The 26,125-nt window shown below is 56.6% G+C and carries 16 protein-coding genes; 11 read left to right on the plus strand and 5 right to left on the minus strand.

The window, feature by feature from the left end; genetic code table 11:
- The first annotated feature begins 299 nt into the window (after positions 1–299).
- Both ACQKLP_RS23070 and ACQKLP_RS23075 read left to right on the plus strand, forming a co-directional pair.
- Positions 300–1,988 (plus strand): carboxypeptidase-like regulatory domain-containing protein, encoded by a 1,689-nt coding sequence (locus ACQKLP_RS23070; protein WP_427325332.1) that lies wholly within the window; start codon positions 300–302, stop codon positions 1,986–1,988.
- Between the two features lie 573 nt (positions 1,989–2,561).
- Positions 2,562–4,304: a carboxypeptidase-like regulatory domain-containing protein gene (locus ACQKLP_RS23075; RefSeq protein WP_427325333.1), complete on the plus strand. Its 1,743-nt coding sequence runs from the start codon at positions 2,562–2,564 to the stop codon at positions 4,302–4,304.
- A gap of 66 nt (positions 4,305–4,370) precedes the next feature.
- Here ACQKLP_RS23075 and ACQKLP_RS23080 read toward each other — a convergent pair whose 3' ends face one another.
- Entirely contained in the window at positions 4,371–5,744 is a 1,374-nt protein-coding gene (locus ACQKLP_RS23080) for a cation:proton antiporter (RefSeq protein ID WP_427325334.1), read from the minus strand.
- Between the two features lie 463 nt (positions 5,745–6,207).
- Between ACQKLP_RS23080 and ACQKLP_RS23085 the strand changes: the two genes are divergently transcribed.
- The 4 genes from ACQKLP_RS23085 to ACQKLP_RS23100 all read left to right on the plus strand — a co-directional run bounded on the left by ACQKLP_RS23085 (position 6,208) and on the right by ACQKLP_RS23100 (position 10,937).
- Positions 6,208–6,594 (plus strand): RNA-binding S4 domain-containing protein, encoded by a 387-nt coding sequence (locus tag ACQKLP_RS23085; RefSeq protein ID WP_427325335.1) that lies wholly within the window; start codon positions 6,208–6,210, stop codon positions 6,592–6,594.
- Between the two features lie 38 nt (positions 6,595–6,632).
- Positions 6,633–7,859 (plus strand): diaminopimelate decarboxylase, encoded by a 1,227-nt coding sequence (gene lysA / locus ACQKLP_RS23090; protein ID WP_427325336.1) that lies wholly within the window; start codon positions 6,633–6,635, stop codon positions 7,857–7,859.
- Between the two features lie 5 nt (positions 7,860–7,864).
- Positions 7,865–8,488, plus strand: a complete 624-nt coding sequence (locus ACQKLP_RS23095) for a DUF3267 domain-containing protein (protein ID WP_427325338.1) — start codon at positions 7,865–7,867, stop codon at positions 8,486–8,488.
- 67 nt (positions 8,489–8,555) lie between these two features.
- Positions 8,556–10,937, plus strand: coding sequence for a hypothetical protein (locus ACQKLP_RS23100; RefSeq protein WP_427325339.1), 2,382 nt, complete (start codon positions 8,556–8,558; stop codon positions 10,935–10,937).
- A gap of 158 nt (positions 10,938–11,095) precedes the next feature.
- Here the strand turns inward: ACQKLP_RS23100 and ACQKLP_RS23105 are convergent, their stop codons facing one another.
- Entirely contained in the window at positions 11,096–14,722 is a 3,627-nt protein-coding gene (locus ACQKLP_RS23105; RefSeq protein WP_427325340.1) for a BamA/TamA family outer membrane protein, read from the minus strand.
- Entirely contained in the window at positions 14,719–15,573 is an 855-nt protein-coding gene (locus ACQKLP_RS23110; protein ID WP_427325342.1) for a hypothetical protein, read from the minus strand. The genes ACQKLP_RS23105 and ACQKLP_RS23110 overlap by 4 nt, the downstream gene beginning before the upstream one ends.
- A 71-nt stretch (positions 15,574–15,644) precedes the next feature.
- Here ACQKLP_RS23110 and ACQKLP_RS23115 point away from each other — a divergent pair, with 71 nt between their 5' ends.
- From ACQKLP_RS23115 to ACQKLP_RS23130, 4 genes are read left to right on the plus strand one after another with little or no spacing between them, the layout of a single operon-like run.
- Complete coding sequence (locus tag ACQKLP_RS23115; protein WP_427325343.1) at positions 15,645–16,865, plus strand: Pycsar system effector family protein; 1,221 nt, start codon at positions 15,645–15,647, stop codon at positions 16,863–16,865.
- 3 nt (positions 16,866–16,868) lie between these two features.
- Positions 16,869–18,866 carry a polyphosphate kinase 1 gene (gene ppk1 / locus ACQKLP_RS23120; protein ID WP_427325344.1) on the plus strand — a complete coding sequence of 666 codons (1,998 nt, stop codon included), beginning with the start codon at positions 16,869–16,871 and terminating at the stop codon, positions 18,864–18,866.
- Positions 18,867–18,876: 10 nt separating this feature from the next.
- The gene (locus ACQKLP_RS23125) at positions 18,877–19,371 is read left to right on the plus strand and encodes a DUF4442 domain-containing protein (RefSeq protein ID WP_427325345.1); all 495 of its coding nucleotides are present in this window, start codon (positions 18,877–18,879) and stop codon (positions 19,369–19,371) included.
- A complete protein-coding gene (locus tag ACQKLP_RS23130; protein WP_427325346.1) occupies positions 19,368–20,771 on the plus strand; it encodes an MBL fold metallo-hydrolase RNA specificity domain-containing protein in 1,404 nt (467 codons plus the stop codon). Before ACQKLP_RS23125 ends, ACQKLP_RS23130 begins: the two co-directional genes overlap by 4 nt.
- On the opposite strand, the gene ACQKLP_RS23135 is transcribed toward ACQKLP_RS23130, so the two are convergent.
- Both ACQKLP_RS23135 and ACQKLP_RS23140 read right to left on the minus strand, forming a co-directional pair.
- Positions 20,768–23,863, minus strand: a complete 3,096-nt coding sequence (locus tag ACQKLP_RS23135) for a ligand-binding sensor domain-containing protein (protein ID WP_427325347.1) — start codon at positions 23,861–23,863, stop codon at positions 20,768–20,770. The genes ACQKLP_RS23130 and ACQKLP_RS23135 overlap by 4 nt on opposite strands.
- A gap of 53 nt (positions 23,864–23,916) precedes the next feature.
- A complete protein-coding gene (locus ACQKLP_RS23140; RefSeq protein ID WP_427325348.1) occupies positions 23,917–24,765 on the minus strand; it encodes an SMP-30/gluconolactonase/LRE family protein in 849 nt (282 codons plus the stop codon).
- 49 nt (positions 24,766–24,814) lie between these two features.
- On the opposite strand from ACQKLP_RS23140, the gene ACQKLP_RS23145 reads away from it, so the two are divergent.
- A complete protein-coding gene (locus tag ACQKLP_RS23145; RefSeq protein WP_427325349.1) occupies positions 24,815–26,047 on the plus strand; it encodes an alkaline phosphatase family protein in 1,233 nt (410 codons plus the stop codon).
- Positions 26,048–26,125: the final 78 nt, after the last annotated feature.

Genomic DNA, 26,125 nt, shown 5'->3' on the forward strand with positions numbered 1-26,125 from the left:
TTACCCAGCAATCATTTTGTCAAAAGCGGCATCATTGCTCTGGCTTGTTCTCTCCCGGCAGTCAAACTTTTCATTTCAATCCAGGAACCCTCCAATAGAAAGCTACTTACTCTTTCCATCCCCCGCGATTCAGCCCCGCAATTCTCCTGTCCAATCAGCCTTATCTGCAATCCGGTAGCCACCCGGTAACTTTCACTTTTGCCCCGCGTTTGACATGGGATATTCTCTTCATGTATAATCCAATAACGATGAATTTTTCATTGCCTCTGATCAAAACCCTACGTAGTTCCCTTTGTTGTATGCTGGGAGCGCTGCTCCTGGTCGCCTGCCAGGAAAAAGAAATAAACGGCGGCCCCCGGGAAGTCAATCCCCCCAACACCGGGAACCCCGTTACCCTGCAGGGCACCGTGCTCGATGAAGACGGCCAACCCGTTGCCGGCGCTACCGTAAAAGCCGACGGACAACAAGTCAACACCGCCCTCAACGGCTCCTTCACCCTCACCAATGTCAAAACGGGCGATGGCAACATGCTGGTGGTAGATTGCTCCAAAAACGGCTACCGTAAACAAATCCGGCGGGTACCCGGCGGTAATGGCCATCCAAAGTTGCTGATCGCCCTGCCGGTCCAGACGCAACCCATCACCTTTAACGCGGCCGCCGGCGGCAAGGCAGAACTACCCGGCGGCGCACGCGTCAACATCCCGGCAGACGCCGTGGTGCGGGCAGACGGCAGCGCATACACCGGTAATGTGCATCTGTCGGCCGCGCATATCGACCCCGCAGACCCCGAATTCAGCCTCAAAATCCCCGGGGGCGATCTGAGCGCCGTGCGCACGGATAATTCTACCGTTACCCTGTATTCCTACGGCATGCTCGACGTGGAATTGACCTCAGCAGACGGGCAGCCGCTGAAACTTAAAACCGGTAAACAGGCCCAGCTCCGTTTCCCGGTCGCGAACAGTCAACGCGCAGGCGCGCCAGCTTCCATTCCCATGTGGCATTTCGATGAAGCCAAAGGGATCTGGAAAGAGGAAGGCTCCGCCACCCTCAACGGCACGATCTACGAAGCCAGCGTGAACCATTTCTCGACATGGAACGTGGATGTACCAGCGAAAATGGCCATAGTAAAAGGAAAGGTAACGGATGCCTGCGCGAACAACGCGCCGGTAAAAGGGACGATGGTATATCTGGGTCAGACTGCTACAGTTACCGACGACGAGGGAAATTACACCGCGCGCGTGGTGGCCGGCATGGCGTTCGAGCTGAGCATCGGCGGCAGATTCAGCGATGGCAGAACTTTTTCCAGGAATGTGCCCGCCATAAATGAAGGCGCTACATCTACGCAAGACGTCAGCTTCGCCTGCGCACCTACGCTGGAAGGCCGCATCACCTTATGTTCCGCCGAAACGCAGCTCTCTCACATCCGCCTGGAGAAAGACAGTAAAGTCATCGCCATGGTATTCTCCGACGCGCAAAACCGCTTCAGGGCGTTTGCGCCGCAGGGTCAGACGGTAACCCTCACCGCATTTGGGCCCGATGGCGCCATAGCGGCAAGAACGGTGGTCATGCCGAACAGCAATACCGTTACCGACCTGGGACAAATCGAGCTGTGCGCGCCGAAGCCTGTGGCGGCCACCGAGTTCACCGTAAAGCAGGGAATCCAGGAAACACCCATTAAACTGGAAGGCGGAAGGGCGCTGGCCGTAAATTCCGAATCCACGACCGACTGCTCGATATCGGCTGGCCAGACGACCCTTTCGCTGAAATTCGGAGGCGTGGCAACCGGGGTGTACCAGCATTGCCTGGTAGTTCTGAACCTGAACGGCAAAACCTATATTTCCGATAAAATACAAATCACCGTCACGAAATACGGCGTGATGGGAGCATTGGTGGAAGGCACTTTCTCCGGCGAATTGACGCTTTCCGGGGGCACCGAAAAGGTGGAGATCAAAAACGGGAAATTCATTGTGCGGCGGATATTGGGTTAACGATCTTCGCGTTCCCTTTTCCCAAACAAAAGCCCCCGGAATTTCCGGGGGCTTTTGTTTGGGGCGACTTTATCAAGATCCCGATAAATAGTGCGGCTTCGTATATGCTTGCCTATCGTCATTAAACGCATTAAAATGTGGATAATGAAGTTTCTATGACGGAATTGACCGGCCGGGCAACTTTAACTGGGACGCATTTTAAAATGTATCGTTTGTCTTACGCATATGATGTGGATAAGTGGAGGTGCTTTGACGGGGCAATTGCAATACAGTGCAGCCGTATGGGCCGCAGGTAGGGGGCAGTCCAATGCTGGATATGGTTAGCAGTCATCCGATCGGCCGGAAATGGCAGTTTATCCATGATTTTGCAGGTCTGAAACGGTATTGGCGGATGGTAAAATGGAGGCAAGATAGATTTTGCCTTCATTTCAACGGGTTGATAGGATCGTTGGATGGAGGAAAATGGCAGTTGACGGTGGATGAAGGTCTTTTGTCGCCCCTGTTTAGTTTTTTCGCGCTTTTACCCTTCATTTTTTACCCTTCATCATCAGTAAAATGCTCATCAATCCCAACATGTTACAACCAAAGCGCCGAATGCTCTTCGCGGCGCTGTTTTGTGCCGCGCTTTTTTCCGCATGCAAGAAAAGCAACGAATCCGGCGGAGGCCCCGACGGTAACAACGGTGCCATCATTGAATTGAATGGAACGGTCGTTGACGAAAACGGTGTGCCCGTTGCCGGTGCCGCGATCAAATCGGATGACCTGCAAACCACTACGAATGCAACCGGAAATTTCAGGCTGGGTGGTGTAAAACCGGTCGGTAACGCGCTGATCGTGTATTGCTCCAAAAACGGCTACCACAGCCAGACGCGCCACCTCACCGCCACCGGCGGCAACAGCGCCGGCGTAAGGATCACCCTGCAAAACAGGACCACCACCCACACGCTCAACGCCGCGGCCGGAGGTACCCTCACCCTGACCGGCGGCGCATCCGTTCAGATACCTGCCGGCGCGATCGTTAAATCGGACGGCAGCGCATACACCGGAACCGTAGACCTGGCCATAACGCACCTCGACCCCGCCGATCCTCAATTCAGCGTTAGAATCCCCGGCGGGGACCTGGCCGCCGAACGGACGGACAAATCGGCCGTGGTGCTTTATTCCTACGGTATGATCGACGTAGACATGGCGACAACGGCCGGTGAAAAGCTGCAACTCAAATCCGGGAAAACATCCTTGCTTTCCTTCCCCATACCGGCTTTTCAACAGGCAACGGCCCCCGCTACCATTCCGCTTTGGCACTTCGACGAGGCATCCGGCGTCTGGAAAGAAGAAGGAAGCGCCACCCGGCAAGGCAACCGTTACGTGGGCACGGTCGGCCATTTTTCCACCTGGAACGTAGACGATCCTAAAATTTCGGCCATGGTGGAAGGATTTGTAGCCGACCCCTGCCAATCGGGTTCCCCGAAAGTGCCCGGCGCCAACGTTACGATCGGGCAGATAACCGTGCAGACCGATAAAGACGGCAAATTCAAAGCCCGCGTGCCCGCAGGCATGCCCACCACCATGAAGCTGGACCCCAAACTCAACAACGGGAGAGGGACCACGAAAGAAATCGCCGCGATGGCAGCAGGCGGTTCCGTTACCCAAAACATCTCTTTCCCTTGCGGGCCGCAGCTTACCGGCCGCATTACGAACTGCGAAGGCAAGCCATGGGTCGGGTTCGTGAGCATGTACCTCAACGGTGAGCACCTCGGCAGCGCGTATACAGACGACCAGTCGCGCTTCCTGATCTTCGGTCCCAAAGGCAAAACGATCGTGCTCAAAGCGTTCGACATGGTAGGCGGCAGTTCGGAACAGACCATAGCCATCCCTGCAGACGATTCCGGGAAGGAATTGGGGGATGTAAAAGTTTGTGCGAAAGACCAGCTGCAGCCGGCGCAATTCAAAATCAATGGCGGGGGGTACAACCAGCAGACGGTGCAGATCGGCGGAAAGGCCGGGGAGACATTCGTGGCGCTCGGCATGTACGACGTGCATAGCCACGAAATCCTGTGCACCATGGTTGCCGGCAACCAGCAACTTTCTCTGCGCGTCGAAGCCGAAGCTGCGGGTACTTACGAAGAAAGTGTATTGACCATGCAACTGAACGGGAAAACCTATACTTCCCAAACGATGCAGGTGAAGATCACGAAATTCGGGCAGGAAGGAGAACTGGTGCAGGGCACGTTTTCCGGCCAGGCGAAGGAGGTGAACGGAACGGCGGTGGTCAGTATCAGCGAGGGGAAATTCGAGGTGTTGCGGATCAAAGGTTGATGTGACCTTTCGGAATACAAAAGGCCCCTTCTCGTTGGAAGGGGCCTTTTTCGTAGCAATTTGTTATCAGGAAATGGCTTTGGCTTTGCGGCCGTGGAAATACCATCCGAAATAGTCGAGCAGGGGGCCGGTCATAAATGTGGTGGCGAGGGCCATGAGCACCAGCATCGCGAAGACCTGCGGCGTGAGGATGCCGAGATCGTAGCCGATGTTGAGCACCACCAGTTCCATAAGCCCGCGGGTGTTCATGAGGGCGCCGATGGAGAGGGATTCTTCCCAGTTTTGGCCCATGAGCTTGGCGGTGAGCGCCGATCCGGCGAATTTGCCGGCAACGGCCACGAGCATGATGACGCCGAACACGCCCCAGAGCGCGCCTTCGTTCAGCAGCCCGATCTGGGTGCGCAGGCCGGTAAAAGCGAAGAAGATGGGCAGCAGGATCACCAGGCTCACGTCTTCCAGTTTATCGGTCAGCACCTGTTTGATATTGGATTCCGCCGGCATGATCACCCCGGCGAGGAATGCGCCGAACAGCAGGTGGATGCCGATCACTTCGGCGATATAACCGGCGATGAGCAGCACGAAGAAGCCCAGCGCCACTTTGGTTTTGTTGCCCTGCAGCGTGCGCATCCGGCGTTTGAGCCAGGGGCGCACGAGGTACAGCATGCCGGATACGAAAACGATGGCCAGGGCAATGGTGACCATGGCACTGGCGATGCCGCCGGCTTTTGCGATGGCTACCACGATGGCCAGGATACACCAGGCCGTGATATCGTCTGCCGCAGCGCAGGTAATGGCCATGGCGCCCAGCGGCGTTCCCGTGAGGTTGCGCTCCTGCACGATGCGCGCCAGCACGGGGAAGGCGGTAACGCTCATGGCAATGCCCATGAACAGCGCGAAGCTCAGAAACCCAACATGGGCCGGCGCGAACTGGCTGAACGTGAAGTAGGCCAGGCAAACGCCGAGGAAGAAGGGGATCACGATGCTGGCGTGGCTGATCATGACGGCGTCGTGCGCTTTCTGGCGGATTTTATGGATATCCAGTTCCATGCCCACGATGAACATGAAAAAGGCGAGCCCGATCTGGCTGAGGAACTGCAGCGGCGGCAGCGAAGATTTGGGGAAAAGGGCGGCCATGGCGTCTGGCGCCAGGAGCCCGAACAGGGAAGGCCCTAATACGATACCGGCGATGATTTCACCGACAACGGCCGGCTGCCCGATTTTCCGCGCCATGAACCCGAATGCGCGGGTGGCGCAAAGAATGACGATGATTTGCAGCAGGAGCATGCTCAACGGATGCTGGAAGTGGTGCAGCAGGTCGGTTACCAGGCTTCCGTTCGCAGCCGCAGGCGCCGCGGCCGGAGGCACCGGCTGCAGGATGGGCGAGGTTGAGTTGGCAGCATGCGGGAGATGCTGGCCCCGGGAAATGATGAACCAGATCATCACTCCGAAAATTCCGATGATTATGGGGTAAAGCAGGTGCCGTTTTTGCATGTAGGCGATACTTTTTGAGGCCTACAAGATACAAAACCGTTCAGAAATCTGCACGTTAAGTCTCATCTGCGCGCCTTTTCCGGCGAAGGACCGGTGGGCCGGTTTCCAGGGATTTGTTGCGCCCGGGGGGAGGCTGCAGCCCTGGCTGTTCCGGATGGGCTGAAATGGGAGGTTTTTTGCGGAGAAGCGATGCCGGCCAGCGGTCCTGCAGCGGAAGGGTGCGACGCAACGGCGGCCAGGCAGCGGACAACTGCCGGCTTCCTCCCGCTCCGCCATTCGGATAAATAAGTTTGTTGGTTGATAAATAGCTGGTTATGACAGGATTGTGGTGGATGAACGCCGCAGCTTCCGGACGACCGGCATACGTCAAACAGCGTTGTGAAGGAAAACGCGCGTTTCGTATTTTTGCAGGATGACAGCTGAAAAACTGCGTGTAGACAAATATCTCTGGTCGATCAGGGTGTTCAAAACCCGCTCGGCCGCCGCCGCAGCGTGCGATGCGGGCAGGGTGAAACTGAATGGGGTGTCCATCAAAGCCGCCAGGGCCGTGAATATCGGCGATGAATTCGAGGTCCGTGGAGATGCGCGCAAATGGAAAGTGAAGGTGACGGGCCTGCTCGCCAACCGCCAGGCGTATTCGGAAGCGATCAAATATTACATCGACCTTACCCCGGAAGAAGACCTGGATCCCAACAAGCGCGTGGCTTCCAGCTTCGATACCGGCAAACGGCAGAGCAAAATCGGGCGCCCCACGAAGAAAGAACGCCGCGACCTCGACGATTTTATGCAGGAAGATTAATTTCTTATTATTTTCGCACATTCAATTTACCCGATACAATGGCTAAACAAAGCGACGTACTCAGCGCGGACTTTCTCGTAAAAACAGCGCAGGAATTCGGCACCCCGGTGTATATCTATCACGCCGAGAAGATCAAAACCCAGTATGAAAAGCTGAAGACCGCCTTCAGCAAGGCCGATGCGCGCTTTTTCTACGCCTGCAAGGCGCTGACGAACATCAACGTGCTTCGTTACATCAACTCCATCGGCTGCGGGCTCGACACCGTGAGCATCCAGGAAGTGCAGTTGGGGCTGAAAGCCGGTTTCGATCCTAAAAACATCATTTTCACGCCCAACTGTGTGGACCTCGGCGAGATCATCGCGGCCAAGGAACTGGGCGTGAACCTCAATATCGACAACATTTCCATCCTGGAGCAGTTCGGCAACCAGTTCGGCGACAGCTATCCGATCTGCATCCGGCTGAACCCGCACATCATGGCGGGCGGCAACTTCAAGATCTCGACCGGGCACGTAGACAGCAAGTTCGGCATCTCGATCCACCAGATGCGCCACATCGAGCGGATCGTGAAAAGCACGAAACTGAAGGTGACAGGCCTCCACATGCACACGGGCTCCGAGATCAAGGACGTAGACGTGTTCCTGCGCGGCGTGGAGATCATGTTCGAAATGACCGAGCATTTCCCCGACCTGGAGTTCATCGACCTCGGCAGCGGGTTCAAAGTGGCTTACCAGCAGGGCGATCCGGAAACGGACATCGATCTGCTCGGACGCAAGCTGAGCGAGGCTTTCAACAAGTTCGCCAAATCGTACAAACGGCCCCTGCAGCTCTGGTTCGAACCGGGAAAGTTCCTCGTGAGCCAGTGCGGTTACTTCGTCGTAAAGGCCAATGTGATCAAACAGACCACGGCCACCGTGTTCGTTGGCGTGAACAGCGGCTTCAACCACCTGATCCGCCCCATGTTCTACGACTCTTTCCATCTCATCAAAAATATCTCCAACCCGAAAGGCACGGAGCGTATCTATACCGTTGTGGGCAATATCTGCGAAACGGACACTTTCGGCTGGGACCGCAAGATCGCCGAGGTGCGCGAGGGCGATTTCCTGGTGTTTTACAACGCCGGCGCCTATGGTTTCGAGATGTCCAGCAACTTTAACTCCCGCCTCAAACCCGCCGAAGTGCTCGTGAAAGACGGGAAGGCCCACCTCATCCGCCGGCGCGATACGATCGACGACCTGCTGAAGAACCAGGTGGAAATCTCCCTGTAAAAAATATGCCATCACCCCTGCGCGACGAACTTCAGGCCCGAGGCTACACGGAGCTGGCCGCTTTCCGGATAAGCGAGCTGCTGGTGCCGGTGAAGGACGGTATGCGCAGGGGTTCCCTTTTCTACTGGCTCCTCATGGCGGCCTCCGTGTTGGGCGGCATATCGATCGTGGCCGCCTATATCCTTTCCCGCGAGGCGGGCGAGCTCACGCGCGGACAGTTCTCCGGCCGGCTAACCCTCGGCATAGCGGCCGTTTTCCTCCTCATTCCCATCCATGAACTGATCCACGGGCTGCTGTTCCGACTGTTCGGCGCCCGCGACGTGCGGTACGGCGTAGTCTGGAAAAAGCTCATGTTTTACGCCGTGGCCCACAATTTTGCCGTGAATTACCGGCAGTTCCTCGTGATAGCGCTGGGGCCATTTGTCGTCCTTTCCGCCGCCATGGGCGTGGCTGCCTGGCTGGCGCCGGATTGGCGGGCCTTTTTCCTGGGGATGTACGTTTTCCATACGATCTGCTGCATGGGCGATTTCGGGCTTTGCGGCTATATGCACCGCTTCCGGAAGCAGCAACCCCTTACCTTCGACGATGCCGATGCCCGGATTTCGTATTTTTACGTAACTTTGCCCTAGCAACTATTCCCCCCAGACATTCTGTTATCCTGCACTGTCGCTGTTAGCCATAAAGGTTTAGAAAATTATGAAGATACTTACCGCAAACCGGGATCAGCTGATAGAGGAACACCTGATTGAGAGCCATATCTCTTTCGTCCCTTTCGTGCGCTTCATGAAAGACAAGGCGCAAAAGGCCAAGGGGGCCAGGGCTGCATTCTTCTCCGAAATCGTAAGGCATTTCGAAAGCAATCCCGAACTGGGCCAGCCCCTCGCCAGCGATGTGGACGTTGCCAAATACCAGGAGTACCTGGACCTCGTGACCGCCACCGTGTTCCCCGTCACCATAGACGATACCCGCGATATTTTCGGCATCGGCGTGCCGTATCGGTTCGCCATATTTTATTATTCGGACAAGTTCCAGCAGATTTTTTCGGAAGATGGAAAGGAACTGCTGGCCATGCCCAAAGGCATGTCTCCCGAAAAGATCCGCCGCGACAAGCTTTCCTGGCTCTACAAGCTGATCCTGGAACGCTGGTACAACCTCCAGATCAATTACGACACAGACATCGTGCATCCCATTTCCTTTAACGGCGAAGGGCTCACGCAATACATAAAAGTGAATATCGATCCGCGGTTCGTGGACGTAAGGCTGAAAGGTGAATTGCCGAAGCTGGATTGCGGGTCCATCTGCGCGGGCGACTTCCGGGCGCAAGACCTTTCCGTGCTGCAGCAGCTCGTTCCGCTGGACGCGTTTGCGCTGGAAGGGTTCGTGATCTGGACGATCCAGGACGTGACGCGGGATTATGTGGTGAACGGCCTGAAGAGCCTTATTCTCAACATCCGGAAAGACAACGAGCTGAAAACCTACACCCAGGCGCGGGAGTACCTCAAAACACTGGCGGGCCGGGAAGACCTGAACGTTCATCTCGTTCCGTTCCTGAAAGTCAACAACCGCAGCGTCCTCGAAACAACGTACATTTCGCAGAGCATCATTTTCAGCAGTGCGAGAAGCGAACAGGAACGGTTGTCGCTCAACGATCAGCTCATGGCCTTCCTCAAGGCCAACCCCTTGCCGCTGGTGCTTCCTGAAGTGACGCGGCAGTCGGTGGAGCTGTACCCTTTCCTCAAATATTTACCGCTGCACGGCATCAAGAGCTTCATCCTCTTCCCGATCCAGCATGAAAACAACCTGCTCGGCATGCTCGAGCTGGCCACTTCCGAATCTACGCCGCTGGATTTTGAAATCCTCGCCAACCTGCAGCCCGTCTACGCGCTGGGCTCCATGTTGCTCCGCCGCAGCGTGGAACTGGCCAACGAGCGGATCAACGAAGTGATCAAAGACCAGTTCACCGCCCTGCAACCCGCGGTGGAATGGAAGTTCACCGATGCGGCCTGGGAATATCTCCACACACCGAAAGGCGTGAAACAGAAAGATATCGGTAACATCCTGTTCGAAGATGTGTACCCGCTGTATGGCGCCGTAGATATCCGCAACAGTTCGGTGGAAAGGGGAACGGCCATCCGCGACGACCTTCGCGAGCAACTGCAGCTCATCCAGAAAACGTTCAAAAGCATCAACGGCAGTCTGCACCTGCCGCTGCTGGAAGAACTCCAATACAAGAACAACCGGATGCTCAGCGGCATGCACGATACGCTGTTCGCGGAAGACGAAGTGAAGATCAACGAATTCCTCGATCACGAGATCGCTCCCACCTTCCGGCACCTGTACGATAGTGAGGATGCCCTCAAACCCTTGCTCAACGAATACTTCACGAAAATCGACAAGCATACGGGCCACATCTACCATCATCGCCGGGAGTACGAGGAAAGCCTCCGCGAAATCAATGCCGCCATCAATAATTTCCTGGAAAAGGAAAAGGACGAATTGCAGCAATCCTATCCCTGCTATTTCGAAAAATACCGGACAGATGGCGTGGAGTATAATATTTACATCGGGCAGTCGATAGCGCCGGAGCGCAAATTCGACATGATGTACCTCCGGAACCTCCGGCTGTGGCAGCTTTCATCGATGGCGAAGATCGCGCGGCTCACGCACGACCTGGCGCCTTCGCTCACGTTGCCGCTGCAAACCACGCAGTTGATCCTCGCGCATTCCAACCCCATCGCCATCAGTTTCCGGAAAGACGAACGGCGGTTCGATGTGGAAGGGGCGTACAACATGCGGTATGAGATCATGAAGAAGCGGATCGACAAGGTGCGGATCAAAGATACCAACGAGCGCCTCACGCAGCCCGGCAAGATCGCCATCGTATATTCGTATACCCGCGAAGCGGAAGAATATCGTAAATTCATCGACTTCCTCATCGACAAAGACGTGCTGCTCCGCGATGTGGAAATGCTCGATCTGGAAGAGCTTCAGGGCGTGAGCGGCCTCAAGGCCATCCGGCTCACCGTGAACATGGGCCGCGCTTTGCCGGCGCCTGCCCCGGCAGAAAACGTCAATTAACGATTGCCATAATACGAAAAAAGGGCTGACCGCTTTGGTCAGCCCTTGTCGTTTGCGCCTGTTATAACGAATATTGAAGATTCGTATGATGGCATCACCGGCATGAAAAAAGGCGCCCCGTTCCGGAGGCGCCTTCTTTCCATATCGAACAAGAACGATCAGAATTTAAACCCGAACGTCACGTAAGGCAACGTGCCTTCAGACGAATGGCCCAGCACGGCCGTTACCACCACGAGGTTGACCGGCGAGAAGTAAAGCCCGCCGCCGAAGCCGTTGTGCCATTGCCCGGAGTCTTCACCCCGCAGCCAGACGCGGCCCACATCGTTGAACGCGATCATGCCTACCGATCCGGGAAGGATGTAGGAAGTGAAGTCGAACAGTTTGATGCGCAGCTCCATGTTATTGTAGAACATCCCGTGGCCGGTGAACCGGTTGTTGCGGAAGCCGCGGAGGTTGGCTGTTCCCCCCAGCGAAAGCGCCTGGAAGAATTCCGGGTTGCCCCAGGTATAACCGCCGCCGAGCCGCGTTACGAGCACCACGTTGGGCGGCAGGCCGAGGCTGGCGTAGATGCTCATGTCCGACCGCACCTGCAGCATGTTGTTGCTGGCGCCGGTAAGGCCCTTGCTGCCGAGCACGCTCGTGTTCCAGAGCAGGCCGCGGGTGGCCACGAGCTTATTGTCGCGCGTGTCGATGCTGAAAGTGCCGCGCAGGCCGGCGTAGCTTTTATTGGCGAAGAGCCGCGCGGAATCGGCTTTGTCGAAATCGTCGAGGAAGCGGCCGTAATTGTTCTCCGGCTCCAGCGTAGCCGCGGTAATGGAAGGCCCCACGGCGAAGGTGATGTTTTGCGCGAGCTTGGTACGCAGCATCACTTCGGCAGAATAGAAATCGAACCGGCTCCTGTAATACCGGATCGGCGGGTCGGATTTATTTTTGTCGTATTCCGTTTCGTTGCCGAACCCGAAAAAGTTCACGGTATTATGCGGCGCCCTCGCCAGGCCATGCAGCAGCAGGTCGGATTTGCCGACGACGTCGTTGAACTGGCCTTCGTACCGGAATTGCCAGGCCTCCGTGGCCAGGGCGTGCATGCCGGTAAGCCGGTGGCGGACGGCGAAGGAATCTTTCCGGAATCCCTGACCGGTATATTCCATGCCCAGGCCGAGGAGCAGCCCGTCGTCGAGGTTGAAGCCGCCGGTAACGAGCGGCATGAGTTTATTGTATTTAAAGGCCATCCGGTTATAGCGGATCACGTCGGGGTGGGAGGACAGGCGCATGCCGGTACGGGCGCCCACGGCGAAGGAATCCCCTTTCTGCCTGAGATCGTAAATCAGCGCTTTTTTGCCGCCGCCGCGGGACACACTGTCGATATACGTATCTTTTTCGGGCCCGCCGATCAAACGCACGCGGATGCGGGGATTGCCGTTGCCGGTGAAGATGAAGCGGTCTTCGCCGCCCAGGCCGTAAATCGCCACCTCGCGGGTATGCCTGGGATCGAAAGTGCGGTCGAAGAGCTTTTGCTCGATATCGCCCGACTTGCTGATCTTCCGCGATGTCACGCGGACTTTCCCGTCTTCCAGGCGATCGATGATAAACTGTTCGTTTTTCTGCGAACCGGTTACATCAACGCCTTTTGCGAGGAAGCGGTAATATTTGAGGGCTTCCTGCTGTAGGATGTCCCGTCTTGCCTTCAGCCTCTCCAGCATCATGGGCCCGGTCAGTTGGCGGATGGAATCGGGAAGTTGCCGGATGGCTGTTTCGATCACATCATCCGTCATCAGCTTCGAGAATTCCGCCGATTGCTTCGACCATTGTTCTTCCGACAGATCTGTCAGGAAGTTGCGATCGAAGTAGCGCGGGTTGAAATTGAGGCCGTTGATGTTGGGAATGTTTTTCCGGAAGCCCTGGATATTGGGCATGAGCCAGGCGCGGCTCGCCATTCTTGGGATGAGGCCTTCGTTGACGAAAAACGCCTGGTCGCGGTCGCGGGGGATGGGGTTGAAGATTTTCCGCTTCTTTTTGGTGTCCGCCCACCAGCGCCACTGATCGTCGTGCCGGTCCCAGTCGCCGATGAAAAAATCGAGCAGGCGCGCCTGGAGCACAGCCGTCTGGTCTACGGAATTATCATTGTCTTCGAGCAGTTTCTCGAGCACTTTCAGCGTGTTGTAGGTTTTACCGGCCGTAACGGGCTCGCGTTCTTCGAAAAGATACACGCCGTTGGCGAAATCCTGGCGGAAGATGCCAAGCGCGGTGTCGTCCGGTAAATACACGAATGCGGGATTGGTATGCGGAACGCCGGCTTTTTCGGCGAGTGAAGACACTACGAGCGGCGCGTACGGATTGGATGCCGAAATCTGGTCCTGGACGATCTCCCGCGCGAAGGTCTCCCGCAGCGGTTCGGGAACGGCGGAGGTGGGGTTTTTCACCAGCGACCGCAATACCCATTCCCTGCCCGAAGAGTCTTCCAGCCGGAGGGAGCGCGTCTGCATGCCGCCGCCGCGCTTGGTCACTTTAAGCCCGCCTTTGACGGTATCGATATCGATCACGGGGAAGTTCAGCGGCGTGTTCCAGACTTTGCGGTAGTTTTCGCCGAGCATGAAACGGTGGAAACCGTTCACCTTTTCATATCGCGGATCGGCCGCCATCGTTACCGACGACGGTGTGGGCTTCGCGGCTTCCTGCGCCAGTTTGCGGCGGTATTCGTTCAGGTCGAAAAGGGAATGGGAGAAGATGGGCGTGGCGTCGTTTTCGTTATAGAAATCCACTTTCACCTTTCCGTTCTTCATCACCGAGATGACGCTGTAACCGTAATATTTACTGGCGAACAGGGAGCCGGGCCCCTGTTTCACGCGACTATCCTTTGCGCCGGCGCCGCTCACGAGAAAATACCGGTGGCCTTCGTTGATGAGCTGCAGCGTATGTTCATGGCCCGCCACGAATACGGTGGGCGCATCGGCCGGAATGGCGCCTTCGATCCCGCGGATCAATCTTTTATACAAAGGATGCGGCAGGTCTTCGCGCGTGCCGAACACGCCCCGCACCAGCGGGTATACGCTGCCGATGACGGGCATGGGCACGTAGAGGTACGGTTTGGCGTCCGTCAGCGGGAAAATATGCTGCTTGATGGTATAATATCCGCCATGGATGCCGTGGCTGCGCAGCGGGTGGTGTGCCGCGAACACGAGCAGTTTACCGGGATTGGCGGCGGCGATGTCTTTGATTTCCGCCAGTACTTCGTCTTCCGTCTTCTGATCGCAGGAAGATTCCAGGCCGGGCTTGGCGCCGGGGTAGAGCCACCATTCGCTGTCCATCACGATGAGCATGACGTCGTCTCCCAAAGGAACGGCCAGCGGGCCGGGGCATCCGTCTTTCGGCAGGAAATCCACGTTGGGCAGGTTCAGCGAATCGATGTACTGCTGCTGGTTGCGGATCTGTCGCCATCCGTCGGGCCGGTGTTTGGACCAGTCGTGGTTGCCGGGGACGAAGATCCCTTTCGCTCCGGTGCCCCGCACCAGGTTCACCTGGTAATCGAGGATGGCGCGGGCTTCGGGAAAATTCTTGGCCAGGGGGCTTGGTAACCCGAGCGGATATACGTTATCTCCGAGAAAAAGCACGGTGTGCCTGCCTTCGTTGAGCTTGAAGTTGCGCCTGACCGCATCCACGACGGGGTTGATGCCGTTCCGCATCTCGCCGGCGTCGCCGATGAGGATGATCCGTTGCTGGACGCTGTCTTCCTGCGCTGTGGCGCGTAAGGAGAAGCAGGCGAGGAATAGGAGTGCGAGGTATTTCAATTTTTTGGGTGGTATTTGAATTTGAGAATATCTGCCGTATGGTCTTCGTCGCCTTCGTTGGAGATGTACATATCGCCGTTCGGCGCGAAGGTGATGCCTTCGGGCTGGGAGAAATGTTTCCGCGGGAGGCGGTGCGTTTCGAGGACGTTGCCCTGAAGGTCGGTAATAACGAGCAATTCGTTGACGGAAGCCACGATATATACCCTGTTTTCGATAGGATGCACAGCGGCGCCGGAGGGACGGAAGTGTTTGGCGGGACCTTCCTTCAGGCCGTGGATACTGTCGTACGGAACGCGGAACACGGGCTCGGGGCTCCAGGTCATGGAATCGGGCCGGAAGCTGAAGGCGCTCGTTTGCCGTTGTCCTTTATCGGCTTCGCAGTTTTTGCAGATGGCGACGATCCGGTCGGTGCCACGGTCGTAATACGCCGCTTCGAACTCGCGTTTCCAGTTGTGGGGGAAATGCGCGATGGTGGAGGAAACGGAGTCGGAGAACATGCCGTCTACCCGGTTCATGCTGCCATTGCTTTTGAGGACGAACCAGTCTTTCCCCGTGAACACGGTCTCTTCGTAATCGCCGCTTTTGCCGAACTTCCAGGAAGGGTAGGGGGTGGTGGCGCGGAGGTCTACCTGGAAGAGCTTGCCCTGTTCGTCGTTATTGGCGATGAAATGCGCTTCATCGCGGTGGAACACGAGGCCGGAGATCTCCTGGAGCGATTCGCGCACCCTGAAACGTTCGTATTGTTCGAGCCGGTAGCCTTCGGGGGAAGTCTGTTTCCGGGCATCGTTCTGGCCGGCCGACTGGCAGGACAGCAACAAAATAACCGGCAACAGGCAAGTTAACATCTTCATAAGCCATTCTTTGTAGGATAAAATTAACGCAAAAAATGCCGTAATTTGGAATATAGTAAATACACCACCAGATGGAAATTAGTTCAGTGATAGCAGCCGCGCAAGCCTATGTGTCCCGGCAGTACGAATCGCACCCGGACCCGGTGCTGGTATACCATAACCTCGTGCATACCAGCCAGGTAGTGCAGGCGGCCGACCAGATAGCGGCCTATTACCGGCTTTCAGAGGCCGACCACCTCATCGTGATGCTGGCGGCCTGGTTCCATGACATGGGTTACCTGGAAGGGGAGCGCACAGCCCACGAATCGGCCGGGGCCGATGCGGTGATCGCTTTCGCGCAGGAACAGGGCCTCCCCGAAGCCACGGGCCGCGCGGCGGCAGATTGCGTGCTCGCCACCAAAATCCCCCAGCAGCCGAAAAACCTGCTGGAGCAGATCGTGTGCGACGCCGACCTTTTCCATCTCGGCAGCAAGGAATTCTCCAAAAGGAACAAACTCCTCCGCACCGAAGCCGAACTTGCCGCCGGCAAAAAAATCAGCAGCGCCGAATGGACGCGCACCAGCATCCAGTTCCTCGAATCCCACCAGTACCACACCGCATACGCCAGAACGCTCCTCAATCCGCAGAAAGAAGATAATATCGAAAAGCTGAAAATAAAGCTGGAAGAAAAACAACGGGAAGCCATGGAAGAAAGCATCGGCATCGCACCGGACAAGAAGAAAGCGGAGAAAGATAAAGACAAGGAAAAGGACGAAAAGAAGAAACCCGGCGTGGAAACGATGTTCCGGACCACGGGCACCAATCACATCCGCCTGAGCTCCATGGCCGATTCTAAGGCCAACATCATGATCTCGGTAAACTCCATCATCATTTCGGTATTGCTGTCTGTGCTCCTGCGCAAGCTGGAAGATTATCCCAACTTCATCTTCCCCGCCGTCCTTTTCCTCGCCACCTGCGTCACCACGATCGTGTTCGCCGTGCTGGCCACCCGGCCCAACGTAACAAGCGGGCGCTTCACGGAAGAAGATATCAAGAACAAGAAATCGAACCTCCTGTTTTTCGGGAATTTCCACCAGATGTCTTACCAGGAGTACGAAGCCGGTATGGATACGATCATCAAGAATACCGACTATCTCTACAGCAACATGATCCACGATATTTACAACCTGGGCGTGGTGCTGGGCCGGAAATACCGCCTGCTGCGCCTGGCGTACAATACTTTCATGTTCGGGCTCGTGGCTTCCGTGATCGCATTCACGGTGGCGGCTATATTTTTCCCGGTAAAAGGTTAAGCATTGGAGCAGCAAACGATACCCTTGAACGACCGCGACCTGAGCTGGCTGTATTTCAATTACCGCGTGCTTTCCATGGCTGGCGAGCCGTTTGTCCCCTTGTACGAACGGGTGAAGTTCCTGTCCATTTTCTCTTCGAACCTCGACGAGTTTTTCCGCGTCCGCATGCCGGCGCTCCTCGCGCTGCACCATTTGCGGGAAGGGGAGAAAGGGGCGCTCGCAGCCGCGCAGCAGGAAATTGCGCGCCAGTTGAACGAATACGGGAAGATTTTCACGCAGTCGGTATTGCCGGAACTGCGGGAGAAAGGGATCCGGGTGTATTACGGGGAATCCCCCGCGCCGGAGCACCTCCCTTCCATCCGCGATTACTTCTACAACACGGTGCTGGCCTATCTTCAGCCCGTGCGCATCCAGTTCGGCCAGCCGATGGACCTGTTCCTCGAAAATAACGCCCTGTACCTCGTGGTTTGCCTGGAAGACGGCGGAACGGGCATCGTCAACATCCCGTCAGACCATCTGCCGCGGTTTTTACGGCTGTCCGGCAACGATGTGATATTTATAGATGACGTGATCCGCCAGCATTTGGAATTCCTGTTCCCCCATGTGGGCATTCAGGCGGCGTACAGCATCAAGGTGACGCGGGATGCGGAGATCGACGTGGATGAATTCAGCGGCCATCTCCTCCAGAAAGTGGAAGACATGCTCGTGCAGCGCCAGATGGGCGTTCCCACGAGATTCCTCTTCGACGCCGCCATGCCGGATGCCCTGCGCGACCAGTTGGGCGAATATTTCCGGATCGCGGCACTGGAAATGGTGCCCGGCGGGCGATACCACAATCTCCGCGATCTTTCCGATCTGCCTTTGCCGGCCGATCCGTCCCTCGAATATCCGAAAATGCCCCCCGCGCATTGCCACGCCATCGATCTGGACAAGCCCCTGCTCGACCAGATACAGGCGGGCGATAAAATGCTGCATGTCCCCTATCAGTCGTACGACTACATTTTAAGATATTTCAACGAGGCCGCCACCGACCCCGATGTGCGCGAGATTTACGTAACGCTGTACCGCGTGGCGTCTACTTCCCGCATCGTGCATGCGCTCATGAGCGCGGCGAAGAACGGGAAGAAGGTAACGGTGATGGTGGAACTGAAAGCCCGGTTCGACGAGGCCAACAACCTCCGGTGGGCCAAGCGGATGAAAGCCGCGGGCGTCAGGATATTATATAGTATCCCCGGGTTGAAGGTCCATGCGAAAGTGGCCCTCGTGAAGCGCAAGCGCGGTTTTTCCTGGGACCATACGGCGCTTTTGGCCACGGGCAACTTCAACGAAAGCACGGCGCGCTTTTATGCCGATCATATCCTGTTTACCCGCCACCAGGGCATCACGCAGGAACTGGAGCTGCTGTTCATCTACATGCAGACCGGTATTGTGCCGGGGAAATTCAATTTCATGCATTTCGAACATTTGCTGGTGGCGCAGTTCAACCTGGTAGACCAGTTTACCTCCCTGATCCGCGCCGAAGCGGAAGCGGCGAGGGCCGGGAAGCCCGCGCGCATCACGATCAAGCTGAACAACCTGCAGGAAAAAAGCATGATCGCCGAGCTGTATGCCGCGGCAGACGCGGGTGTGGAGATCGACCTGATCGTCAGGAGCATTTGCTGCCTGGTGCCCCGCGAAGGCATCCGGGTGCGCAGGATCGTGGACCGGTTCCTGGAACATGCGCGGGTCTTCATTTTCCATAACGGCGGCAACGAACGGGTGTACCTGGGATCGGCGGACTGGATGAACCGCAACCTGCACCGCCGGATCGAAGTATGCTTCCCGATATACGACCCCGTGTACCGCCGGCAGCTGAAAGATATTATCCAATTGCAGCTGACGGATAACACAAATGCCGTAATATTGGGGGCCGACGCCCGCAACCTGCCGGTGCCCCGCGAAGCGGGAGCTCCCGATGTGAACGCCCAGCGGGATACATATACATACGTCCGGCAACTGTAAAACCCTCGGTATGGCAACAACCCGAAGCGCTGCAACATTCTTCAACAGGGTCAACAACCGGTTCGGTTTTTCCCTGTTCCTCCTTTACAAGCTCCCCAGCGCCTGGATTTCCGGTGTGCGCGCGGGCGCGGCGTCGGAAGAATCGTGCACCACATCGGTGCCTTACCGCTGGCTGTCGCAGAATCCCTTCCAAAGCACCTATTTCGCCTGCCTGGCCATGGCCGCGGAAATGAGCAGCGGCATCCTGGCGATGGGGCACGTGTATGCCGCGCCCGCAAAAGTATCTATGCTGGTGACGGGCATGGAAGGCATCTTCCTCAAAAAGGCAAAATCGAAAACATATTTCACCTGCAACGAAGGCGCCAAAATACGGGACGCCATCGCGCAGACAGTAGCAACCGGCGAACCCGTAGCCCTTACCGTGGAAGTGACGGGCAAAAGCAAAGACGCAACGGAGATCGCACGGTTCAGGATTACGTGGAGTTTTAAAAAAGCATCATCATGAAAATCGCATTTCACGGAGCAGCACGCACAGTGACGGGGTCCAAGCACCTCATCACCCTGAAGAAAGGACTGAAGATCTTACTCGACTGCGGCATGTACCAGGGCATGGGGCGCGAAACCACCCCGCTCAACCTCGACTTCGGGTTCAACCCCGAAGAAATAGATATTATGGTATTGTCGCACGCGCACATCGACCACTCCGGCCTCGTGCCGCGCCTCAGCAAAATGGGCTACAGCGGCAAGATTTATTGCACGCCCGCCACAAGAGACCTCACCGAGATCCTCCTGCTGGATTCCGCGGAAATCCAGGAAGACGATATCAAATACGTGAACAAAAAGAACGCCCGCGAAGGCAAGCCTTACATCGAGCCGCTGTACAAGGTCGAAGACGCCAAGCGCGCCGTTGACCAACTTACGCCCGTGGATTACGGAAAATGGTCCAGGATCGACGAAGACGTGGAAGTGATGTTCACCGACGCCGGCCACATCATCGGCAGCGCCTGCGTGCATTTGCGGATCCAGGAAGGCGGGAAAACGGAGCATATCACTTTCAGCGGCGACATCGGCCGCTACGGCGATCCCATCCTCAAATCCCCCGAAGCATTCCCGCAGGCAGATTACATCATCATGGAATCCACTTACGGCAGCACCCTTCACCCGCACATCGCGCCGGCAGACGAAGAGCTGTTGCGCTTCATCCACGAAACCTGTGTCATGAAGAAAGGGAAACTGATCATTCCCGCGTTCAGCGTCGGCCGTACGCAGGAAATCCTTTACGCCCTCAACCGCGCTCAACTGGCCGGGAAACTCCCGCCCGTAGACCTTTTCGTGGACAGCCCGCTGTCGCTCGAAGCCACGCAGGTAACGCGCATGCACCCGGAATGCTTCAATAAAAAAGTCGCCAAGCTGCTGGAAGTGGACGAAGACGTGTTCAGCTTCCCCGGACTTCGCTATATTAAAACGGTAGAGGAATCGAAGATGCTCAACTTCCGCAAGGAGCCCTGCGTCATCATTTCCGCATCCGGCATGGCGGAAGCCGGCCGTGTGAAGCACCACATCGCCAACAACATCGAGCAGTGGAAAAATACCATCCTGATCGTCGGGTATTGCGAACCGCAATCCCTCGGCGGACGGCTCATGCGCGGCGCCAAGGAAGTTTCCATCTACGGCGACAGATATGAAGTGAAAGCCGAAGTAGGCATCATCCGCGCCATGAGCGCGCATGGCGATTACGAAGACATGAGCCAGTGGCTCGCCTGCCAGAACCCGCGCGATGTAAAGAAGCTCTTCCTCGTGCATGGCGAATACGAAGTGCAGACCGTGTTCCGCGACTGGCTGCTGAAGAAAGGGTTCCAGGATATTGAAATCCCCACGCGGCATTTCGAGATCGGGCTGGGTTAATCTTCCGTGAGCGGGAACCAGAGGTTTACCCGCGTTCCGGCAGCTTGTCCGTTCTCATTTTTCAGATCATCGATGTCGAAAGACGCATCCATATTGTACCGGCTGTTGTAAATCTGCAGCCGGTCTTTTGTTATCTGGAGGCCCCGCGACACGTGCGCGGGATGGCTGTGTTGCTTCAGTGCCGTGGCGGCTTCCCGGCCGATGCCGTCGTCTTCGATCACGCAATGCACCTGCTGGCCTTCCCGGGTGAAGCGGATGAGGAGACGGCCGTGTTCATTTTTATGCTGGAGCCCGTGCCAGATGGCGTTTTCGACGAAAGGTTGCAGCACCATGGCGGGGATTTCGGCGAAGTCGGGCTCGAGGTCGGGATCGATCGTGATCGTGTAATCGAAGCGCCCGTCGAGGCGGAGGCGCTCCAGTTCCAGGTAGTTTTCCAGCATTTCCGTTTCCCGCGTGATGGAAATATTGTTCAGCTGCGAATGATCGAGCACGTTGCGGATGAGCTTCGCGAAGCGGCTGAGGTACGCCAGCGCCGTGTCTGTCTCGTTTTTCAGCATGAACGTCTGGATCGAGTTGAGGGCGTTGAAGATGAAATGCGGGTTCATCTGCGCGCGGAGCGCTTTCATTTCCAGTTGCGACAACTCTTCCCGGAAAGCAGCCCTGCTGCGGGCTTCCTTCTTTACCAGATACATCCTGAACCGGAAATATCCATACACCAAACCGGCAGCCAGCAAGAACAGCAAGGTCCGGAACCATCCCGTTTGCCAGAACGCCGGCCTGATGACGATTTCCAAAGAAGTGGTATTGCGCGAGAAAATCCCGGCCGTGTTCATGCTCTTCACCCGGAAAGTGTATTCGCCCGGCGGCAGTTTGGTGTAACGGGCAGACAGTACGTTTTCCGCCGGCACCCAATCCTTGTCCAGCCCTTCCAGCTGGTAAAAATATTGCAGTTTTTCCCCGTGGTATTGCAGCGATTTGAAATCGATCCCCAGGAAATTTTCATGATGCTTTAAATACACCGGCTTGTTGAAAAACAGCGCGGAATCCACGATGATCGGCTGATTCAGCACCCGGAACCCTACGATCGTCACGTCGGGCGGCGGCGGCCTTACTTCCAGTTTTTCGGGAAGGAACGCCACGGCATGGTCGGACGCGCCCACGAGCAGCCGCCCGTCTGCCAGGCTGATGATGCAGCGCCGCACTTTCCGGGGATCGGTGATGATGTCGTTGTTTTGTTCGAACGTGGAAATCGTCCGGGTAGGGCTGTTCAGCCGGTAGAACCCGGCGGGCGTGGTGAGCCAGAACCGGTCGTTGCCGGCCGGCGCCATGGACAGGATCCATTCGTCGAACTGGCGGTTGTTGATCATGAGGGTTTCCCATCGCCCGGAAACGGGAAAATAGAAGTAAACGCCGTGATCGGTACCGGCCAGCAAAGTCGTATCGTTGACCCGCAGCAGCGCCGTCACGTTGCGCACGGTATCCGTTCCGCGCATGAACATCACCGCAGACGAGACCTGTCCGTCAGATTTGCGGAACCGCAAAACCCCGCCGCGGCTGGACCCCAGCCACAGGAGGCTGTCACCACCGGGAACGATGGCCGTAATCGCCGTATTCCGGCGGATGAATTCCGTGAGCTGCGGATAATTGGTGACTTTCCCGGATCGCGGGTCCCATTTGGCCAAACCGAATTTGTAGAGGCCGGTCCAGACGGTGGTATCGTTTTCGGGCCACATCGTGAGCACGGTCTGGTCGTGCAATTGCGGGGGGCGATGATGTTTGAACCGCTGCGCCTGCGGATCGTATTCGGAGATCATCCCGTTTTCCTGGCCAATGAGCACTTTCCCCGACGGCAGTTCGGCCAGGCTCCAGACGAGGTTCCTGTCTTCCGGGATGCCGCCGGGGCCGTGGGTATAATGTTTCACGGGTGTGAGGTCGGGCCGCAGATGGGAGAACCCCGCGCCCCAGTAGGCCATGTAGACATCCCCGTTCTTCCCTTTCAGCAATCCCGTCATTTCCGCGCCGGCAGTTTGCGGCGCCGGCGGATCGATGCGGGTGAAACCTTCGTTATGAAGGCTTAATATATTGACGCCCAGGTCTGTCCCGACCCACAGATGTCCGTCGCGGTCGGGAAGCAGGCAATTGGTTTCGTAGTTGAGATGCAGGCCCAGCGGCGATTTCGAGGGCGCGATGTGCAGGGAGAACTTCCCCTGCGCGTCGGTATACCGGAACAGGCCGTTGGTTTTCATACCTGCCCAGATATTGCCGTGGTGGTCTTCCGCGAGCTCGTACACCTGGTCGGGCTCAGCACTGCCATAATGGAACTGGAATCGCCGCATGCCGCTGCTGTCGGGCGGCCAGCAAAGCAATTCGTTGGTGCCGCGCGTAGCGGCCCAGATGCGCCCGCGGTTGTCTTCCAGCAATTCTTTCACGCTCGTCCGGATATCGAGCAGGGGATAACGGTGCGGATTGTTATAAGTACTGAAGATCTGCCGGCGGTCCTGGGACACCATGTACATTTCTTTGGTGCCGCTGATCCAGAGCCTTCCGTATGCGTCTTCCATGATGCCGGAATGCATTTTGGTGCTGATGCTATCGGGGATTTCGGCGGGCCGGCGGAAGCGGTGGAGCGCGGCATCGTATTGCAGCAGCCCCGCATCGGCCGTCATCCACAGCCGTCCTTTATGGTCCTGCAAAAAAGCATAACACCCGATTTCCGAACCGGGCGTGAGGCCGGCTTCGATGGGAACGGTGGAAATGCGGGAAGTAACGGGATCGTAAATCCGGATATTGTCCGGCGCGCCGATCCAGATACGGCCCTGGCGGTCTTCGTACAGCGCGATGTCGTCGTAGAAAATGGAACCGGGCAACCGGTCGAACTGGGTGATGGTAATATAGTTTTCGCCGTCGAACCGCTGGAGTGCGTTGCTGGCGATCCAGATGAACCCTTTTTTATCCTGCAGCACTGCGGACACGTGGTTGCCGGTGAGGCCGTTCTGGATGGAAAGGTGGGAGAAGACGTAGGCCTGCCGCGAAGACTGAGCTTTAACGGTGTAGACGGAGATCAGGAGTGCGAGCAGGTACAGATACTTCATGCAGGTGAAATAACTGCCGGAAAGCGTTTGTTTGCTTTCCGGCAGTATATGGATTAGTTGATGGTGAGTTGGTAGGCGGTGACGTGGTTGCCGAAGAAGGTGGGGATGTATACGATTTTCTTTCTCGCGTCGTACCCGATATCTGCGGTCTGGAGTTTTTCGGCCTGGGTGTCGAGGATTTTGTCGGCGGTGTTGTCTTTGATATTTACGTAATACACATCGCCTTTCCAGCAGGAAACGATGTATTCGTCGCCCTTCACATGTTCGATGCCGTCTGCGCCGGAAGAAGCGGGGGCTACTTTCTTGAGGGATTTATCGGCCTGGACGAGGTTTACGGAATTATCGTCGAGCACGAGGAGCCCTGCGGGGCTGGCCAGGATGCCGTTGGGGCCTTTGAGGCCTTTGGAAATGTAGGCGTCGGAGATCGTGGGGACCACGAGATGGACGGTTTTCTGTTTGGAATCGGTGACGAACACGTATCCGTTGGGTGCCACGGTCACGTCGTTGAGGCCGGTGGCGCCTGCGATGGGGATCCTTTTTTCGATCGCGCCTTTATCGATATCGATGACCACGACGGCGTCGAGGTCGGCGACGTACAGGCGGTTTTTATGGACGCCCATGCCTTTGGGGGCGTTCAGCCCCTCCACCCAGCGGAGTTGCTCGATCTTCCCGGTTTTGGGGGATACTTTGGATACGAACCCCTGTCCGTCTGCCCCCCAGGGCTCGCCGTCGATATTGGTGACATACAGCACATTGCGTTTACCGTCGAAATATACCGATTCGGGTACTTTCAGCGTGGTGTCGGTAGACCAGAGCTTCGTCAGCGTGGCTTTCTGTGCCAGGGCGGCCACGCCCGGCGCGCCGGCGAGGAAAAGACTAAGGATGGCATATTTCATTTTCATAACACGTAGAGATTAGGGTTTAAATTTAATAAATGTATTTTTATCGACTATGAAACAATACCTGACTATTACCTTCGCGCTACTCTTATCCGCTGCGGTACAGGCGCAGTCCCGCAAAGCCGTTTTCATTATTGTGGACGGCATCCCGGCAGACGTCTTCGAGCGTGCCGAACTCCCTCATTTCAAACGCATTATCCAGTCGGGCAGTTACCTCCGCGCCTTCGTCGGCGGCGAAAAAGGCGGCTATTCCCAAACCCCGACCATCTCCGCAGTAGGCTACAACAGCGTGCTCACGGGTACCTGGGTGAACAAGCATAATGTGTGGGACAACGATATCAAGGAGCCCAACTATCAATACTGGACCATCTTCCGGACGTTCAAATCCCACTTCCCCCAAAAGAAAACCGCCATTTACAGCAGTTGGGAGGATAACCGTACCAGGCTCGTGGGCGATCGCCTGCCTGCCACCGGTAACCTCGCGATCGATATCAAGCACGACGGCTTCGAGCTGGATACCGTCCGTTTCCCGCACGACCGTAAAAAGGCGTACATGGAGCGGATCGATGCGCACGTGGCCGAAGAAGCGGCGAAATCCATCCGCCAGCAAGCCCCCGACCTCAGCTGGGTGTACCTCGAATATACCGATGATATGGGCCATATGTACGGCGACAGCCCGGAATTTTCTTCCGCCATCCAGAAAATGGACGAAAAGATCGGCAAGATCTGGGAAGCGGTGCAATATCGCCAAAAGCAGTTCAAGGAACAATGGATGATCGTAATCACGACCGATCATGGCCGCGACGAGCCATCGGGCAAGCATCACGGCGGGCAGTCGTTCCGCCAGCGTTCCGGGTGGATCGTGTCCAACATCAGGCAACCGAACGTATATGCGAGAACGTCGTATCCAGGTGTGGTAGACATTATGCCGACCATCGCGCGGTTCCTGGGGCTGCCGCTGCCGCAGCACGTGGCCCGCGAATCGGACGGGGTGGCGCTGACGGGCAAGATTTCCGTGGCCCGCGCCAACGTGAACTATTTCCAGGACGTGCTGGACATTTCATGGATAAACCCCGACCCGGGCGGCAATGTGAAAATCTGGGTGACCACCACCAATAATTACAAAACCGGCGGAACGGACGAGTACAAGCTGCTGGCGGAAGTTCCCGCAGCGCAGGGGCATGCGGTGGTGAACGTGAAAGAGCTGCCGTCGAAGTTTTATAAAGTGGTGCTGGAAGGGAAGGAGAATACCGTGAACCGCTGGTGGGTGGCGGATAACAAGTAATTGGACAACCCGCAATCAAACAAGGCCTACGCGAGATCAACCAGATCGCCCGATAAACAAAAATCCCCCTCGCAACGA

Source organism: Chitinophaga sp. NPDC101104, from assembly GCF_050277495.1.
Classification (GTDB): Bacteria; Bacteroidota; Bacteroidia; order Chitinophagales; family Chitinophagaceae; genus Chitinophaga.

What these genes read in the sequence shown, in the direction of transcription:
- ACQKLP_RS23070 (WP_427325332.1), top strand. Translation starts at nt 300, where the DNA reads ATGCTGGGAGCGCTGCTCCTGGTCGCCTGCCAGGAAAAAGAAATAAAC.
- ACQKLP_RS23075 (WP_427325333.1), top strand. Translation starts at nt 2,562, where the DNA reads ATGTTACAACCAAAGCGCCGAATGCTCTTCGCGGCGCTGTTTTGTGCC.
- ACQKLP_RS23080 (WP_427325334.1), bottom strand. Translation starts at nt 5,744, where the DNA reads ATGATCTGGTTCATCATTTCCCGGGGCCAGCATCTCCCGCATGCTGCC.
- ACQKLP_RS23085 (WP_427325335.1), top strand. Translation starts at nt 6,208, where the DNA reads ATGACAGCTGAAAAACTGCGTGTAGACAAATATCTCTGGTCGATCAGG.
- lysA (WP_427325336.1), top strand. Translation starts at nt 6,633, where the DNA reads ATGGCTAAACAAAGCGACGTACTCAGCGCGGACTTTCTCGTAAAAACA.
- ACQKLP_RS23095 (WP_427325338.1), top strand. Translation starts at nt 7,865, where the DNA reads ATGCCATCACCCCTGCGCGACGAACTTCAGGCCCGAGGCTACACGGAG.
- ACQKLP_RS23100 (WP_427325339.1), top strand. Translation starts at nt 8,556, where the DNA reads ATGAAGATACTTACCGCAAACCGGGATCAGCTGATAGAGGAACACCTG.
- ACQKLP_RS23110 (WP_427325342.1), bottom strand. Translation starts at nt 15,573, where the DNA reads ATGAAGATGTTAACTTGCCTGTTGCCGGTTATTTTGTTGCTGTCCTGC.
- ACQKLP_RS23115 (WP_427325343.1), top strand. Translation starts at nt 15,645, where the DNA reads ATGGAAATTAGTTCAGTGATAGCAGCCGCGCAAGCCTATGTGTCCCGG.
- ACQKLP_RS23125 (WP_427325345.1), top strand. Translation starts at nt 18,877, where the DNA reads ATGGCAACAACCCGAAGCGCTGCAACATTCTTCAACAGGGTCAACAAC.
- ACQKLP_RS23130 (WP_427325346.1), top strand. Translation starts at nt 19,368, where the DNA reads ATGAAAATCGCATTTCACGGAGCAGCACGCACAGTGACGGGGTCCAAG.
- ACQKLP_RS23135 (WP_427325347.1), bottom strand. Translation starts at nt 23,863, where the DNA reads ATGAAGTATCTGTACCTGCTCGCACTCCTGATCTCCGTCTACACCGTT.
- ACQKLP_RS23140 (WP_427325348.1), bottom strand. Translation starts at nt 24,765, where the DNA reads ATGAAAATGAAATATGCCATCCTTAGTCTTTTCCTCGCCGGCGCGCCG.
- ACQKLP_RS23145 (WP_427325349.1), top strand. Translation starts at nt 24,815, where the DNA reads ATGAAACAATACCTGACTATTACCTTCGCGCTACTCTTATCCGCTGCG.